The 14,673-nt window shown below is 64.8% G+C and carries 18 protein-coding genes; 9 read left to right on the top strand and 9 right to left on the bottom strand.

All coding sequences use genetic code 11. From position 1 onward, the window contains the following. From arlG to flaJ, 4 genes are read left to right on the top strand one after another with little or no spacing between them, the layout of a single operon-like run. Positions 1-444, top strand: coding sequence for an archaellum stator protein ArlG (gene arlG, locus NDI56_RS19545; RefSeq protein WP_310921479.1), 444 nt, complete (start codon positions 1-3; stop codon positions 442-444). Continuing rightward, the gene (gene arlH, locus NDI56_RS19540; protein WP_310921478.1) at positions 441-1,202 is read left to right on the top strand and encodes an archaellum protein ArlH; all 762 of its coding nucleotides are present in this window, start codon (positions 441-443) and stop codon (positions 1,200-1,202) included. The genes arlG and arlH overlap by 4 nt, the downstream gene beginning before the upstream one ends. A 14-nt stretch (positions 1,203-1,216) precedes the next feature. Next, the gene (locus NDI56_RS19535) at positions 1,217-2,890 is read left to right on the top strand and encodes a type II/IV secretion system ATPase subunit (protein ID WP_310921477.1); all 1,674 of its coding nucleotides are present in this window, start codon (positions 1,217-1,219) and stop codon (positions 2,888-2,890) included. Between the two features lie 2 nt (positions 2,891-2,892). Continuing rightward, the gene (flaJ, locus tag NDI56_RS19530; protein ID WP_310921476.1) at positions 2,893-4,641 is read left to right on the top strand and encodes an archaellar assembly protein FlaJ; all 1,749 of its coding nucleotides are present in this window, start codon (positions 2,893-2,895) and stop codon (positions 4,639-4,641) included. 391 nt (positions 4,642-5,032) lie between these two features. On the opposite strand, the gene NDI56_RS19525 is transcribed toward flaJ, so the two are convergent. The 4 genes from NDI56_RS19525 to NDI56_RS19510 form a co-directional block, all read right to left on the bottom strand. Then, positions 5,033-5,440 (bottom strand): type II toxin-antitoxin system VapC family toxin, encoded by a 408-nt coding sequence (locus tag NDI56_RS19525; RefSeq protein ID WP_310921474.1) that lies wholly within the window; start codon positions 5,438-5,440, stop codon positions 5,033-5,035. Next, positions 5,437-5,664: a DUF7557 family protein gene (locus NDI56_RS19520; RefSeq protein ID WP_310921471.1), complete on the bottom strand. Its 228-nt coding sequence runs from the start codon at positions 5,662-5,664 to the stop codon at positions 5,437-5,439. The genes NDI56_RS19525 and NDI56_RS19520 overlap by 4 nt, the downstream gene beginning before the upstream one ends. Before the next feature lie 175 nt (positions 5,665-5,839). Further along, positions 5,840-6,034: a DUF8144 family membrane protein gene (locus NDI56_RS19515; protein ID WP_310921469.1), complete on the bottom strand. Its 195-nt coding sequence runs from the start codon at positions 6,032-6,034 to the stop codon at positions 5,840-5,842. 92 nt (positions 6,035-6,126) lie between these two features. Further along, positions 6,127-8,100, bottom strand: a complete 1,974-nt coding sequence (locus tag NDI56_RS19510; RefSeq protein ID WP_310921468.1) for an aconitate hydratase — start codon at positions 8,098-8,100, stop codon at positions 6,127-6,129. A gap of 155 nt (positions 8,101-8,255) precedes the next feature. Here NDI56_RS19510 and NDI56_RS19505 point away from each other — a divergent pair, with 155 nt between their 5' ends. The 4 genes from NDI56_RS19505 to NDI56_RS19490 all read left to right on the top strand — a co-directional run bounded on the left by NDI56_RS19505 (position 8,256) and on the right by NDI56_RS19490 (position 10,512). Next, positions 8,256-8,720, top strand: coding sequence for a deoxyuridine 5'-triphosphate nucleotidohydrolase (locus NDI56_RS19505; RefSeq protein WP_310921466.1), 465 nt, complete (start codon positions 8,256-8,258; stop codon positions 8,718-8,720). Positions 8,721-9,015: 295 nt separating this feature from the next. Beyond that, positions 9,016-9,678: a helix-turn-helix domain-containing protein gene (locus NDI56_RS19500; RefSeq protein ID WP_310921465.1), complete on the top strand. Its 663-nt coding sequence runs from the start codon at positions 9,016-9,018 to the stop codon at positions 9,676-9,678. A gap of 126 nt (positions 9,679-9,804) precedes the next feature. Next, on the top strand, positions 9,805-10,071 hold the full coding sequence (locus tag NDI56_RS19495; protein WP_310921463.1) for a hypothetical protein: 267 nt from the start codon (positions 9,805-9,807) through the stop codon (positions 10,069-10,071). Between the two features lie 45 nt (positions 10,072-10,116). Then, positions 10,117-10,512, top strand: coding sequence for a methylglyoxal synthase (locus NDI56_RS19490; protein WP_310921461.1), 396 nt, complete (start codon positions 10,117-10,119; stop codon positions 10,510-10,512). Here the strand turns inward: NDI56_RS19490 and queC are convergent. From queC to NDI56_RS19475, 3 genes are read right to left on the bottom strand one after another with little or no spacing between them, the layout of a single operon-like run. Continuing rightward, positions 10,500-11,201, bottom strand: coding sequence for a 7-cyano-7-deazaguanine synthase QueC (gene queC / locus NDI56_RS19485; RefSeq protein ID WP_310921459.1), 702 nt, complete (start codon positions 11,199-11,201; stop codon positions 10,500-10,502). The two genes, NDI56_RS19490 and queC, sit on opposite strands and share 13 nt — an antisense overlap. Before the next feature lie 7 nt (positions 11,202-11,208). Further along, positions 11,209-11,994 carry a 7-carboxy-7-deazaguanine synthase QueE gene (locus tag NDI56_RS19480; RefSeq protein ID WP_310921457.1) on the bottom strand — a complete coding sequence of 262 codons (786 nt, stop codon included), beginning with the start codon at positions 11,992-11,994 and terminating at the stop codon, positions 11,209-11,211. Further along, positions 11,994-12,443 carry a 6-pyruvoyl trahydropterin synthase family protein gene (locus tag NDI56_RS19475; RefSeq protein WP_310921456.1) on the bottom strand — a complete coding sequence of 150 codons (450 nt, stop codon included), beginning with the start codon at positions 12,441-12,443 and terminating at the stop codon, positions 11,994-11,996. Before NDI56_RS19475 ends, NDI56_RS19480 begins: the two co-directional genes overlap by 1 nt. 98 nt (positions 12,444-12,541) lie before the next feature. On the opposite strand from NDI56_RS19475, the gene NDI56_RS19470 reads away from it, so the two are divergent. Then, the gene (locus tag NDI56_RS19470; protein WP_310921454.1) at positions 12,542-13,234 is read left to right on the top strand and encodes a hypothetical protein; all 693 of its coding nucleotides are present in this window, start codon (positions 12,542-12,544) and stop codon (positions 13,232-13,234) included. On the opposite strand, the gene NDI56_RS19465 is transcribed toward NDI56_RS19470, so the two are convergent. Continuing rightward, complete coding sequence (locus NDI56_RS19465; RefSeq protein ID WP_310921452.1) at positions 13,235-13,942, bottom strand: DICT sensory domain-containing protein; 708 nt, start codon at positions 13,940-13,942, stop codon at positions 13,235-13,237. Next, entirely contained in the window at positions 13,939-14,340 is a 402-nt protein-coding gene (locus NDI56_RS19460) for a DUF7344 domain-containing protein (RefSeq protein ID WP_310921450.1), read from the bottom strand. Before NDI56_RS19460 ends, NDI56_RS19465 begins: the two co-directional genes overlap by 4 nt. Positions 14,341-14,673 lie beyond the last annotated feature (333 nt).

Genomic DNA, 14,673 nt, shown 5'->3' with positions numbered 1-14,673 from the left:
GTGGCGAGCGTCTCGGTCTCCCATCTCATCCTGTTTATCGCCTCGATGATGATCGCCGCGAGCGTCGCCGGCGTGTTCACCAGCAGCATCGGACAGCTGAGCGGCGCGATATCGGAGCAGGGGCTCGACGTCAGTCAGGACGTGCGGACCGACGTGGAGGTGATTTCCGACAGCGGCAGCGACGCGATCTACGACAGCGGCAACATCACGCTGTACGTGAAAAACACCGGCACGGAACGGCTGGCCGCCGACCCCGGACAGATGGACGTGCTCGTCGACGGCCAGTTCGTCACGGCCTACGAGGTGACGAGGGCCGACGGGAACGGGGCCTGGCAGCCCGGGACCGTCGTCCGCGTCGAGATAGCACAGTCGCTGGACCCGGGTGACCACCGCGTCCAGCTCACCGTCAACAACGACGAGGAGGTGTTCGAGTTCCGCCTATGAGTCTCGCAAGTACCGACCTGTTCTCGCTCGGACTGGACGACCACGACCGACTGAACAAGGAACTCGGCGGCGGCATTCCGCCGGGGAGCATCATCCTCGTCGAGGGCGACTACGGCGCCGGGAAGTCCGCGATGAGCCAGCGGTTCACGTACGGGCTCTGCCAGGAGGGCCACGACGTGACCTACCTCTCGACGGAGCTCACCGTCGGCAGCTTCCTCGACCAGATGCACTCGCTGTCGTACGATATGGTCGACCACATACTCGACGAGAACGTCCTCTTCCTGCACGCCGATATCGGGGACTCGAACACGTTCTCCGGTACCGACGAGCCACAGGAGCGAAAGGAGCTACTCCGCCGGCTGATGGAAGCCGAGGTGATGTGGGACGCCGACGTCGTCGTCATCGACACCTTCGACGCCATCCTCCGGAACGACCCCAAGTTCGAGGCGCTGGTCCGCAACAACGACGAACGCCAGGCGGCCCTGGAGATAATCTCGTATTTCAGGGACATCATCTCGGAAGGCAAGTGCATCATGATAACCGTCGACCCGTCGACGCTGGACGAGGAGGCCATCGGCCCGTTCCGCGCAATCGCCGACGTGTTCATCGAACTGGAGATGATCGAGGTCGGCAACGACACCCGCCGCCAGATTAACGTCCTCCGGTTTGCCGGGATGGGCGAACAGGTCGGTGACACCATCGGGTTCTCGGTGCGGTCGGGCACCGGCATCGTCATCGAATCGCGGAGCGTCGCATAGGAGGGTTCCAAGATATGACCGACCACGGACGCGCGAAACCGTCGGACGAACTGCGACAGATAGCGGCTCGCCGACCCCACCTCCGGGACCACCTGAAGAAGTTCAAGCAGATCACCGGCGAGTTCCCGATGCTCATCGACGAGGCCGACGGCGAGTACGAGTCCGACCGACCCAACGTCCTCTACCCGGTCGGTGGCCCCATCTTCTGTCACGTCTACGGCGACATCGGGCAGGACACGAAATACTACGCCATCGAGCCCGAACTGGACGAAGACGAGGGCGTCGTCTTCGACAAGGTCCGCAACCGCCTCCTCCAGAAGAGCGTCAACAAGCCCGCCCCCGAGAGCGAGTCCGAGTACGACGACCGCATCGAGGAGCTCCTCCAGGAGACGACCCGCATTCGCGACGAGGACAGCGACAGCGGCGTCCTCACCCGCCTCCAGAACATCACCGACGTGGGCAGCGTCGAGGTCACCCAGTCGACCTACGAGAACATCCTCTACCGGCTGAACCGCGACATCGTCGGCCTCGGTCCGCTGGAGCCGGTGATGCGCGACCCGGCCAACGAGGACATCCACGTCATCGGCCGCAGCGAGTGCCACGTCGACCACGGCGTCTACGGCATGCTCCAGACCACTGTCGAGTGGCAAACCGAGGAGGCGTTCGACCAGTGGCTGCGCAACATGGGCGAACGGATGGGCGACCCCGTCTCCGACTCCGACCCCATCGTCGACTCGACGCTGCCGGACGGCTCCCGTCTGAACCTCATCTACTCCGACGACGTGAGCCTGAAAGGCCCTTCACTCACCATCCGGCAGGGCGACGAGATCCCCCTCTCCATCTTCCAGATCACGAAGTGGATGACCCTCTCGCCCGAGCTGGCGGCGTATCTCTGGCTCTGTCTGGAGAACGAACAGACCGTCTTCGTGGTCGGCGAGACCGCGTCCGGGAAGACCACGACGCTGAACGCCATCACCTCGTTCATCCCCGACGACGCCAAGATATACACCGCGGAGGACACCGCCGAGGTCCTGCCGCCCCACAACACGTGGCAGCAACTGCTGACCCGTGAGGGCGAGGACGAGGGCACGAGCATCGACATGTTCGACCTCGTCGCCGCCGCGCTGCGGTCCCGTCCCGACTACATCATCGTGGGCGAGGTCCGTGGCGAGGAGGGGCGGATGGCGTTCCAGGCCGCCCAGACCGGCCACCCCGTCATGCTGACCTTCCACGCGAGCGACATCGTCTCGATGATTCAGCGCTTCACCGGCGAGCCCATCAACGTCCCCGAGACGTTCATGGACGTGGCCGACGTGGCGCTGTTCCAGAACCGCGTCAAGCAGGGCGACAACGTGCTTCGCCGCGTCACCAGCGTCCAGGAGATAGAGGGCTACTCCAAGGAGATGGACGGTGTCGTCACCCGGCAGGTGTTCAACTGGGACCCAGTCGAGGACGAGATCGTCTTTCAGGGCATGAACAACTCCTTCGTGCTCGAAGAACAGATCGCGACGCTGCTGGGGTACGAGGACACTCGCGACATCTACGACGACCTCCAGTTCCGCGCGAACATGATAGAGCGCGCGATTCAGGAGGGTATCGTCGGCTACCACGAAGTCAACGATTTCATCTCGGACTTCCAGCGCGACGGCGTCGAAGGAATCCCGTTCAACATCTCCAGACCCGACTGACCATGGCCCAGAGCGAGGCGGACAGCGGCATCGAACTGACCATCTCCGAGACCGTTCAGGGACTGGTCGAGTCGTACCGCCAGATGACGATTCCCCTGGAGCGGTACCTCTTTTTCATCCTCGTCCCCTCCGTCGTGTTCTTCCTCCTCTCGACGGTGGCGGCGCTGTTGCTCGACCTGCCGATGATGATTCGAGCGCCCATCCCGCTGCTTGGCTTTCTGGCCATGGCCTCCGCGGTTTTCTACCCCAAGATACTGCTCTCCCAGCGCAAGCGCGAGCTCAACAACCGGTTCCACCTCATGATCACCCACATGACGGTGCTGGCGACGACGAAAATCGACCGGATGGAGGTGTTCCGCACGCTCGCAAAGGAGGACGAGTACGGCGAACTCGCCATGGAGATGCACCGCATCGTCCAGCTCGTCGACACGTGGAACCAGAGCCTCGACGACGCCTGTCGCCGCCGGGCCAAGGAGGTGCCGAGCGACGCCTTCTCGGACTTCCTCGACCGGCTCGCCTACACGCTCGGGGCCGGTCAGTCCCTCGAAGACTACCTGCTGTCCGAACAGGAGCAGATTATCCAGCACTACACGACGGTGTACCGGAGCTCGCTGGACAGTCTGGAGGTCATGAAGGACCTCTATCTGTCGATGATCCTCTCGATGACGTTCGCGCTGGTCTTTGCCGTCGTGCTCCCCGTCCTGACCGGCACGAACCCGACGATGACTGTCAGCGCCGTTATCGTGATGTACATCTTCGTCCAGACCGGCTTCTACCTCGCCATCCGCTCGATGGCCCCCTACGACCCGGTGTGGTTCCACCCCGAGGAGTACCCCTCGCCCACCGAGGAGCGCCTCGACAAGTCGATGTACGCCGGCGTCGGCCTCTCGACGGTCCTCCTGTTCGTCACCGTCGGGGGGATGTTCGGCGTTTCGCCCATCGCGCTCGAAGACATCTTTTTCTTCCTCGACAGCGTCCCCCTCCCGTTCTACGCCGTCGTTCCCATCACCCCGATGCTCATCCCCGGCATCGTCTTCCGGCAGGAAGAGGGGAAAGTCAAGGACCGCGACGGGGAGTTCCCCAGCTTCATCCGTGCGCTGGGGGCCACCGAAGGGGCGAAACAGTCTACTACCGGGCAGGTGCTTCGCACGCTCCGCAAGAAGGACTTCGGCTCGCTGACCCCGAACATCAACGACCTCTACAAACGGCTCAACATGCGCATCGAACCGACCGCTGCGTGGCGCTTTTTCACCGCCGACTGTCGCTCCTATCTCATCCAGACGTTCTCCGAGATGTACCTCATCGGCCGCGAGATGGGTGGCTCGCCCAAACAGCTCGGCGAGCTCATCGCCGCGAACATGAACCAGGTGCTGCAGTTGCGCCAGAAGCGCAAACAGGCGACGACGACGATGGTGGGTCTGCTGTACGGGATTACGGCCGCCTCGACGTTCGCCTTCTTCATCGGCCTGCAGGTCGTCAACATCCTCGCCGAGATGTCACTGGACCTCAACGCCGGCAGCCGGCTCGACGTCAACTCCCTCATCAACACCAGCGTCTACAACATCCCGCTCATCGAGTTCCTGCTCGTCGTCATCATCATGTTCTCGGCCATGCTGTCGGCGCTGATGATCCGGACCATCGACGGCGGCCACAAGGCAAACACCTATCTGCACTTCGTCCTGCTCGCCTGGATCGGCGGTATCACGGGGACCTTCACCAAGTGGCTGGTGACGCAGTTTCTGCAAATCTGAGCCCACTTTTTGCACCGTCGCGAGCGCGCGGTCGGCGCGCTCGCTCGGGCAAAAACATGGGGAAAAATCGCGACTTCGCCTCCTGTCGCCCGCCGGAGGCGGGCGGTAGTCGGCTCGTCGCGGTGGAACCGACTCGCTACGCTCGTCTGATGACGAACAGTTCTCTTTCGGCGGCGCTAACGGAACCCGCAAAAGCTGACAGCGACCTCGTGCGAGATACTGAGTGTAGTCAGTATGACGAGTTCAATTGGTCCAGACGCGTCCGTCTGAATCCGCTGCTCAGTGCGCGGATTCATCGAGCAGATATTCCACTGTGCTCTCCCTGAAAGCAGCAGTTACGACTCTTCAGTATAGTCGTAAATCGTCAGTACAGCAGATACATACTCCATAGTCAGCAAGTGTCGACGATGTCGATAGCCATCAGTTCGTGAATCACCGTCTTGTCGAAATCGTTCTTGTCCGCGGTTACGAACGTCGCTTGGTGTTGACGCGCTGTCGCGGCAATAAGCAGATCGGCAGCGTCGAGTGAGACACCAGCCGCATCGAGCGAGCGCTCCATACTGGCCGCCTCCGCAGCAGTGTCCGCATCGAAGCTAATCACGTCATCGACGGCCTGGGTCAGTTGGTTTCGTTGGGCCCGTTGTTCTGACTGGCTATCGTAATAGCTCAGAAATTCGAAAAGGACGAGAGCTGAGATACTCCACGGTTCAGTGCGATGCTCAGATAGATATGTGAGAACGGCTTCATCTGGGTTCGGACGGGCGTATTTCCGGATAATGTTGTTGTCGAGCAGGATCATTCCGCGCCCGATGTCCGGGCCTCAAACGAGTCGTTGAGGTCCGCGCGTTTCTGTTCCATGTGTTCGTCGATGCCTTCCGCAGCGAAGCCAGCCATCTCACGAACGTCCTCTTCAGTCCGGGTGATAGCAAGGCGGTCCAGTAGTTCGTCGAACGTTTCGTCTTCGCGCTTGACCGCTTCCAGTTTCCGTTTGGTCTCAGCAGAGATGCGGATGGATGAGCTCATACCGAATACAACGTATTCGAGTGTGTTAGTGATTGCGCTGCTGGAATCTGCGGTACCGACTTGTCCGGTTGATCGCGACAAGCGCTGCACACGCGCGTTCTATACAGCACGCCTGCCCTTCCCCGTCTTCGCTCGGGACCGGCGATGCCGGTCCACTCGCGCACGGCCACAGCGGTCAGCGGCCGTACAGCAGATACGAGAGAGCGACGAAGGCGGCTGCTGTCCCGACGGCGAAGGCCAGCAGCGTGACCGCTGGCCCGAACTGTGAGACTATCGCCGCTGGAATCACCCCCAGAACGAGCGCGGCGAAGAGCAACAGGACGCCGTTCTGCCACTCGTTGACGAACTCGCCGAACGTCTGCCCGGACATGTGGCCGAGTTGTCGACAGTCCGTCAAATAGTTTCCGTCACTCGGCGACGCTCACGGAACAGCCCGAAAGAAAATCCGATTGGGATACCGACTCAGTCGTCTGCGGGCGCAGCGCCGCCTTCCTCGTGCTGGGCCTTCGTGTGGGAGAGCTTCCCACCGGCGGCGAGGATCTCGCGTTCTCGCTCGGAGGCGTCGAGGTAGCCCGAGGCCTCCCAGTCGTCGTTGACGCGGATGGTGAACTCCTCCTGGCCGGAGCGGACGGCGTCGGCGGCGTCGTCGACGATCTCGATGTCGTCGCCCTGCTCGATCTTCTCGTAGGTCTCCTCGTTGATCTCCAGCGGGACGATGCCGAAGTTGAAGAGGTTCGCCTTGTGGATGCGGGCGAAGCTCTGTGCGAGGACGGTCTCGATACCGAGATACATCGGACACAGCGCCGCGTGCTCGCGCGAGGAGCCCTGACCGTAGTTCTCGCCGGCGACGAGGACGCCGCCGTCAGAGTCGAGCGCGCGCTGGGCGAACGTGTCGTCCACTCGCGAGAGCGTGAACTCCGAGAGCTTCGGGACGTTCGACCGGTACATCAGGATGTCCTGCGTGGCCGGGATGATGTGGTCCGTGGTGATGTTGTCCGTCATCTTCAGCAGCGCCTCGCCGCCGACTTCGGTCTCCAGCGGGTCCTTCAGCGGCACGTCGCCGATGTTGGGGCCCTTGATGAGTTCGTCGTCGACGGCCTCGTCGGGGGCGATGAGGTCCGATTCGGAGTTGCCGATGTACTGGTCGGGCATCTCCAGACCGGGGGCCTCGAGGTCGCCGAGCTCCTCGGCGAGGTCGCGCGGGTCGACGATTTCGCCGGCGATGGCCGCCGCGGTGGCGACTTCCGGCGAACAGAGGTAGACGTTGTCGTCCTCGATACCGGAGCGACCCTCGAAGTTGCGGTTGAAGGTCCGCAGCGAGACGGAGTCGGAGGCGGGAACGTGGCCGATGCCGATACAGGCACCACACGTCGCTTCCGAGAAGTTGACGCCGGCCGCCATCATCTCGGCGGTCCAGCCCTCGCGGGCCAGCATCTCGGAGGCCTGCTTGGAGCCGGGGGCGACGATCATCTCGGTCTTCTTGTCGATGTTGCGCCCTTCGAGCATCTTCGCGCCCGGGAGGATGTCCTCGTAGGAGCCGTTCGTACAGGAGCCGATCATCACCTGGTCGACGTCGGTGCCGGCGACCTCGCTGACCGGGACGACGTTGTCCGGCATGGAGGGCTTGGCGATGAGCGGTTCGAGCTCCGAGAGGTCGACGACGATTTCGTCGGCGTACTCGGCGTCCTCGTCGGGGCCGATGTCCACGTGGACGTCCTCGCGGCCGAGCCGTTCGAGGTAGTCCTTCGTGTTCTCGTCGGTCGGGAAGATGGAGGAGGTCGCGCCGAGCTCGGTCCCCATGTTAGTGATGGTGGTCCGCTCGGGGACGGTCAGGGTCTCGACACCGGGGCCGGTGTATTCGAGCACCTTGCCGACGCCGCCCTTGACCGAGAGACGGCGGAGCAGCTCTAGGATGACGTCCTTGGCGGTGGCCCACTCGGGCAGCTCGCCTTCGAGTCGGACGTTGACGACCTCGGGCATCTCGATGTAGTAGGCGCCGCCACCCATGGCGACGGCCACGTCGAGGCCGCCCGAGCCGATTGCGAGCTCGCCCAGGCCGCCGGGGGTCGGCGTGTGGGAGTCGGAGCCGAGCATCGTCTTGCCGGGCGCGGCGAAGTTCTCCTTGTGGACGTTGTGACAGATACCGTTGCCCGGGCGCGAGAAGTGCGCGCCGAACGTGCCTGCGGCCGAACGCAGGAAGCGGTGGTCGTCCGTGTTCTTGAAGTCGAACTGGTAGGTCTGGTGGTCGCAGTACTGTGCGGCGAGTTCGGTCTGGACCTCTTCGAGGCCGAGGGCCTCGAACTGCAGCCAGACGAGCGTCCCCGTCGTGTCCTGTGTGAGCACCTGGTCGATCTCGATACCGATCTCCTCGCCGGGTGTAAGCTCCCCTTCGACGAGATGGTCGTCGAGAATTTTTTCCGTGAGCGTCTGTCCCATAACGTCCGACAATCGACGACGCGCGGGTATAAATCCCGCGTATCCCACCCTATTTGTCACCATCCCACAACCGCCGCACGTCGCTTTGCCACGTTCGGAACCGATTGGGGACTTCGGAACAGCAGCGTTTTCGCTGTGGCGGTGCCAGCGACGGTATGTTCAAGAGCGGGCAGTTCGTGGCCGACAGACTCGAAGCGCTCTCGGCGACACAGGTACAGCCAAACGGCGTCGACCTCCGACTGGGTGCGGTGTACGAGCAGGTCGAGCCCGGGCGCATCGGGCGCGAGGGCAAGACCGTCGGGGAGCGCCGGGAAATCGAGCCCGATGACGGCGTCTACACGCTGGAGACGGGCGGCTACATCGTCGAGTACGCGGACACGGTCGTCATCCCGGAGGGTCACGTCGGCTTCCTCTACCCCCGGTCGTCGCTGCTGCGCAACTCCTGTATGCTGGATACGGCGGTCTGGGACGCCGGCTACGAGGGTCGCGGCGAGGGGCTGCTGGAGGTCCACCATCCCATCGACATCGAATCGGGCGCGCGCATCGCCCAGCTCGTCCTCGCCGAGGCGGCCCACGAGGGGACCTACGAAGGGAGTTATCAGGGCGAGAATCTGGAGTGAGCGAGCTGCTTCCCTCCGCTCAGCACCTCGGAGCGGAACGGCGGGCAGCGGGAGCCGCGTCGGTGTCGCGAGACCGACCGACGGCGGCGCCAAAGACCACCCGGTGACCGCGGGAGCCGCAGTTCTACCGCGCACCAGTCGCGTAAATTTAAGCGGTCCCACCGAGTACGGCCGATGGGTGGTGGTGTGACGAGCCACGCGTGTCTGCCGCGCCCGGGATTTGGGCCGCGCCAGAGCGCCGAACGCCGGCGGCGTTTGCCAGAGTTTTATATAAGTTGCAGTCGCAATCTGTTACGTGATAGTCACATTTCACATAGAGACAGGGTTCCTTCGAGAGGCCGCGGGGCGAGTCCCCGACGGCGCACTCTCGATACAGCGTCTCCACAGTGTCGATGGCGGCTGTCGGACCACCGTCTGGGTCGACGTGGCCGACCGAGACGCCATCGACGCGGCGCTGGCCGACGACGGCACCGCCGGTCCGGTGTCGCATTTGGGTCCCGAGGCAGAGGGTCACTGGTACGTCGTCAAGACGGTGGACGAACCGCTCGAAGCCATGAGCCGCGGGCTGCTCACGGCCGACGGAATGCTGGTCCGGGCGGACCTGATAGACGACGAGTGGGTCGTTCAGGCGCGGTTCCCCGACCGCAGCTCATTGCTCACGTTCCGTGAGGACCTCGTCGCCGACGGCTTCGACGTAGAGGTAAAGCGGATGCGCGAGGACGACGACGAAGCGTCGACCCAGTTCGGCGTGACCGACCCACAGCGGGAAGTCCTCCTGCTCGCGCTGGAGCGGGGGTACTACACCGTGCCGCGGAACGCGTCGCTCTCGGACCTCGCGGACAACCTCGGTATCTCCAGCCAGGCGGCCTCGGAACGGCTCCGTCGCGGGACACAGACGCTCGTCGCGAACACGCTCGCCGCGCCCGCCCGGCCCTCTATCGGCTCACGACAGCACTGAGACGACTGCCGCCCCGCCGAGTGGCGCCGGCCCAGCCGTAGCGACTGCTGGACGCCACTGCGGGGTGGTTTCACGTTCTGAAACCGCTCGTACGTCGTTATGTGAGTTGTGGGTGTACATCTGCACATGAAATCGGAGAACGGAACAGTGTACATGATACGGGGCCACGACGAGGACGAGTGGGTCAGCCCCGAACCCGCCGAGGCCGTCATCACCGAGGCGCTGTTCGACGCGACGGCGCTCACGGACGACGATATCGACTACATCGGCAGCTACGTCGACGCCGCGAGGCTGCGCGCGGTCGTCGGCGAGGGCGACGAGGAGACGATAACGTTCGACGTCGAGGGCAACGAAGTCACCGTGACCGCCGGCGGCGACGTGACCGTGGCGTAGCGGCCATCCAGTAGCGATATATCTCCCGGCGCAGTCGCCCCATCTGTGACACGAGTCGCACTCATCGCACACGACGACAAGAAGTCGACGATGATAGATCTCGTACAGGAGTACGAGGCGGTTCTCTCGTCGTTCGACCTCGTCGCGACTGGGACGACCGGCCAGCGTATCATGGCAGAGGCTGACCTCGACGTCGAGCGCAAGGAGAGCGGCCCCGTCGGCGGTGACACGCAGATCGGCGCGGAGGTCGTCGAGGGACGTCTCGACGGCATCGTCTTCCTGCAGGACCCGATGACGGCCCAGCCCCACGAACCCGACATCGGGGCGCTGATGCGTATCTGCAATGTCCACGACGTCCCGCTCGCGACCTGTCGTTCGGCGGGCGAGTACGTCGTTCGGGGGCTCGCTCGCGACGAGGAGACGCGCCGTCAGTCGGCGTAATCGGGTCGCTGTTCGTACGCCACCGGGTCGCGTTCGCCCAGTCGCTGGAACGCGGCCAGCCGGAACGCACAGGCGTCACAGGTCCCGCAGGCGGGCTGGTCGCTGCGGTAACAGCTCCACGTGTCTTCGTAGGGCACCCCCAGTTCCAGCCCGCGCTCGGCGATGTCGGTCTTCGACCACTCGACGAATGGCGCGACGAGTTCGATGTCGGTGTCGGGTTTCGTCCCCACGTCGACCACGGTCTGGAACGCCTCGAAGAAGGCGGGCCGGCAGTCCGGATACCCGGAGAAGTCCTCGCTGTGGGCGCCGATGAAGACGGCTCCACAGTCGTTCGCCTCGGCGTAGGAGACGGCCATCGACAGCAGGTTCGCGTTCCGGAAGGGGACGTAGGAGGTGGGTATCTCGTCGCTGTCGACGTCGGCGTCCGCGACGGCCATCTCGTCGTCGGTGAGCGAGGAGCCGCCTATCTGCTGGAGGTGGCTCGTCTCGACGTGACAGAAATCGGCCGCCTCGACGTGGTCGGCGAGCGCCGTCGCACACTCGGACTCGCGCTGTGCCGTGTTCTGGCCGTAGCTCGTGTGGAGGAGATACAGCTGGTCGTAGCCGCGGGACTGTGCCTCGTAGGCCGCCGTGGCGCTGTCCATGCCGCCCGAGGCGAGCACGACAGCGCGGGTGTCGTTGGTAGTCATCGTCGTCTCAGGTGCCCGGCGCGTCGTTCCAGAGGTCCACGTGGAGCCGGGGGGTGTAGCGGTAGCCGTACTCCAGGGCCAGGTCCGCGACGACGCGGCGGGTCTCCGTTAGCTGCTCGCGGGTCTGTCCTTCCGGCATCAGCAACACGCTGTCGTCCGGCACCGGGGCGTCGGCCGCGTCGCGCACGCGGGCGACCGCATCCTCGATTTCGCCCATGTCGTCGGGCCCCGTGACGACGAACTTCAGCTGCGTGTCGTAGCGTTCGACGAACTCGGCCAGCACGTCCACGTCGAGCCGGCGTGCCTCGTGGCGGTCGGCCCACTCGCCGTCGCCCTTCGGGTCCCGCTCCGCGGTCGGGGTGCTCGATTCGAGTTTGGGGCTCACGCTCGCCAGGTCGATGGGCGCGTCGACGGCGATGGTGCCGTTGGTCTCGACGGTGGTGTGGTACCCCCGGTCGGCCAGCGCCTCCAGGAGGGCGACGCTGGCGTCGTGGACCAGCGGTTCGCCGCCGGTCAACACGACGTGGTCGGCGTCGTATTCGTCGACGGCCGCCAGGACGTCGTCGACGCTGTACCAGTCGCCGGTCGGCTCCCAGGAGGTGTGATAGGAGTCACAGAACCAACACCGCAAGTTACAGCCGCTCGTTCGGACGAAGACGCTGGGAACGCCCGCCAGACGGCCCTCGCCCTGCAGCGAGCGGAACAGCTCGTTGATCGGGAGGTCGCCCTCGCTCGCCTCGGCGCTCCGGCCGACGGCCTCTGCCAGCCCGTCGGTGTCGCTCGCGACCGGCATCAGCGCGTACAGAGCTCGCTCGTCTCCCGTACCGTGACACGGATGTCGGAGACGGTGTCGGGGAGTCGGTCGGCCAGTCGCTGTTCGAGCACCACGGCCATCACCTCGGCTGTCGGCGGCTGCTCCAGCACCACGAGCGCGTCGCCGTCGCCGCTTTCCCTGAAGGCCTCGACGAGCGGGTCGCCCGCTTCCAGCAGAAAACGGTGGTCCCACTCGTCGATGACCGCGGTGACCTCGCCCTTGTCGACGACCCACCCGTCGGCGGTGAGCTCGCCGGTGAGTTCGACGGTGACCTCGTAGTTGTGGCCGTGCGGGCGCGAGCACTTCCCGTCGTGGTGCATGAGCCGGTGACCCGTCGAGATGCGGATGGGCCGGTCGCCGCCGACGACGAGCTCGCGCTCGCCCGCCGCCGCGACCGGGTCTTCCGAGTTCGATATTCGCTGGGGCATATCCTGTGATTATCCGACGCTGGCATAAGTCGTTCGGCAGGTCGACACCGTGTGTCGACGGCACAAACGATAGGACGCTGCAGTCCGCAGGGACGTGTATGACCCGAGACGCCGTCGAGCAGGGGTTCGAGCGGTATCTCGCCGACCTCGTCGACGAGACCTACCACGCCTTCGACGTGGCGGCCGTGCTGCGGGGCTCGCGTAGCGGCCGCTCCCGCGCCGTGAGCAAACTGCTCAAGAACAGCCGACCTCTAGAGCGCCACGTCGTCCGCCCGAAGCTCCGGGAGTACCAGCGGACCATCCTCCGGCAGTTCGACCCCGTGCTCGACTACGCCGCCGACGCCGACGCCTCCTTCGAGGCGTACGCCGACGAAGTGCTGGCCCGGGACCTCTACTGGGACTCGCTCCGGCAGGAGGTCCGCGGGGAGCGACGCGAGGCGATTCGGGAGCGGCTGCTCGCCCGCCAGCACGCCTTCGGTGACGCCCTCGCGCCGCTCGTCGCGGCCGACAGCGACGACTTCTTCGAGGCCGTCGTTGCGGCCTACGACCGCGAGCCGGCCCTCGCCATGGTCGAGGAGCATTTCGTGTTCAGCACGCCGCTCCGGGAAGAGCGGGACGCCTTCGCCTTCGAACTGGAGATAGACCCCGGCGACGTCCTCGGCGTGCTCGCCCGGGCGCTCCCGACGCTGGAGGTGGAGTTCACCGACGAGGCGCTGCGGTCGATGCGCCGGGCGGAAAAGCAGGTCCTCCCGCAGGCGAAGTCCGACATTGAGCGGGCCTACGAGGGGTGACTACCCGACGGCCTCGAACGCCTGTGCGACCAGTTCCGGATTGTAGGTCCAGACGCCCTGATATTTCCCGCCCTCGGTCTCTCTGGCGATGAGCGCGCAGTTCTGGGCCCCGCTCGCCCCGTCGTCGAACAGGACGAACCAGTAGCGGTCCAGGTCGCTGTCCGGGTCAGTGTGGACCGTCACGGGTGTGTCATCAAGCGGGGCTCCCGAAACGCCCCCGGGCACGTAGACGTCGATATCGATGTCGGTGGCCGACAGCTCGCGGTAGACGTCGGTCTGGGCCTCGAAGGCGTCCGCCCGCTGGAACCCGGCGCGGAGGCGGCCACGCCCGGTGCGCCACGCCCGGTCCTCGAGCTCGCGGGAAGTGGCGAGCAGCTGTCGACGGTCCAGCGAGACGAAGACGGTGTCGTCGAGCAACTCGTACACCGCCCGGTGTTTCGGGGCGAGCGCGTCGAGGTTCTGGGGCCGACGAATCGGCGGCGAGATGAACTCCAGCAGGTCGGGCAGCGACATCGCGCCCTGGAACTCCCCGCCGTCCCGAATGATGACGAAGGATTCGCTGCTGATCGACGGGAGCCGCCGGTGGTCGATAGTGAGGTTCCGCGTCGCCAGCACCTCCGCGAGGTCGGTGCCGGTGTCGTCGGGCGCGTAGACGATGACCTGTTTCTCTCGGCCGGAGATGTCCGATAAGATCTCCCCGAAGCTCATGAGCGGGGGCCGTCCCCCGCGGTCACCTCCTCGTACTCGCCTGCGAACGTCACTAGCTCTTCGACCGGCTCCGGGTACGAGACGCGCTCTACCTCCCCGTCCTCGTAGGTGATGAGGTCCGCGTCGGCGAGCAGCGGCAGATGTGCGTGTACGAGTTCGATCTTGACTTTCGCCCACTCGTCGGGCCCGACGGGGCCGTCAGTCGTGGTCTGCCAGCCGGCGAGGATATCCGTGAGTTCGTCGAGCGACATCGCCGACTGGGCCGGCAGCGCCGTCAGGAGGTGGCGGCGCTTGCGGTTTGCCAGCGCTCTAAAGAGGTCGTCGGGCGGCGGATAGCTGCTATCGCTTTCCGAGATGGAGAGAGTGAGGCCGGTCGTTCGTTCTTCAGAGGGAGTCATTTGTTGGTCGTCTCTATCTTGGCCTACGCAACTAATATATGTTGCTCAAGAATCACTACTATGTTACAGCCGTGCTTGCAGCAGTTGGTCTCGCCCAGTTCACCACTCCAATCCACCCGTCCGGGACGGCCGCGAGATGTTCGGATTTTTAACTAAACGGCGCGTGCAACGGGGGACATCGGCGAGTTTCGCCAGACTCTCGTCGACCCCGTGCTGTGCGCGACCGGTTCGCGTCCCACTCCACCAGCTCGGCTCCTGTGGTGACAGGGCGGGTGGCGAGGGATTCGAACCGAGCGGAGACATTCCGGGTCGCTCGCTCCGCTCGCGTCCCGG

It is taken from the genome of Halomicroarcula saliterrae, from assembly GCF_031624395.1.
Classification (GTDB): domain Archaea; phylum Halobacteriota; class Halobacteria; order Halobacteriales; family Haloarculaceae; genus Haloarcula; species Haloarcula saliterrae.
This window is presented reverse-complemented; position numbering and strand designations above follow the sequence as displayed.

Bases quoted from the DNA above. Each gene is read 5' to 3' on its own strand.
- NDI56_RS19505 (WP_310921466.1), top strand. From the start codon at position 8,256: ATGTTCAAGAGCGGGCAGTTCGTGGCCGACAGACTCGAAGCGCTCTCG.
- NDI56_RS19535 (WP_310921477.1), top strand. From the start codon at position 1,217: ATGACCGACCACGGACGCGCGAAACCGTCGGACGAACTGCGACAGATA.
- NDI56_RS19525 (WP_310921474.1), bottom strand. From the start codon at position 5,440: ATGATCCTGCTCGACAACAACATTATCCGGAAATACGCCCGTCCGAAC.
- NDI56_RS19470 (WP_310921454.1), top strand. From the start codon at position 12,542: ATGACCCGAGACGCCGTCGAGCAGGGGTTCGAGCGGTATCTCGCCGAC.
- arlH (WP_310921478.1), top strand. From the start codon at position 441: ATGAGTCTCGCAAGTACCGACCTGTTCTCGCTCGGACTGGACGACCAC.
- NDI56_RS19520 (WP_310921471.1), bottom strand. From the start codon at position 5,664: ATGAGCTCATCCATCCGCATCTCTGCTGAGACCAAACGGAAACTGGAA.
- NDI56_RS19495 (WP_310921463.1), top strand. From the start codon at position 9,805: ATGAAATCGGAGAACGGAACAGTGTACATGATACGGGGCCACGACGAG.
- NDI56_RS19480 (WP_310921457.1), bottom strand. From the start codon at position 11,994: ATGCCGGTCGCGAGCGACACCGACGGGCTGGCAGAGGCCGTCGGCCGG.
- flaJ (WP_310921476.1), top strand. From the start codon at position 2,893: ATGGCCCAGAGCGAGGCGGACAGCGGCATCGAACTGACCATCTCCGAG.
- NDI56_RS19475 (WP_310921456.1), bottom strand. From the start codon at position 12,443: ATGCCCCAGCGAATATCGAACTCGGAAGACCCGGTCGCGGCGGCGGGC.
- NDI56_RS19510 (WP_310921468.1), bottom strand. From the start codon at position 8,100: ATGGGACAGACGCTCACGGAAAAAATTCTCGACGACCATCTCGTCGAA.
- NDI56_RS19515 (WP_310921469.1), bottom strand. From the start codon at position 6,034: ATGTCCGGGCAGACGTTCGGCGAGTTCGTCAACGAGTGGCAGAACGGC.
- NDI56_RS19465 (WP_310921452.1), bottom strand. From the start codon at position 13,942: ATGAGCTTCGGGGAGATCTTATCGGACATCTCCGGCCGAGAGAAACAG.
- NDI56_RS19460 (WP_310921450.1), bottom strand. From the start codon at position 14,340: ATGACTCCCTCTGAAGAACGAACGACCGGCCTCACTCTCTCCATCTCG.
- queC (WP_310921459.1), bottom strand. From the start codon at position 11,201: ATGACTACCAACGACACCCGCGCTGTCGTGCTCGCCTCGGGCGGCATG.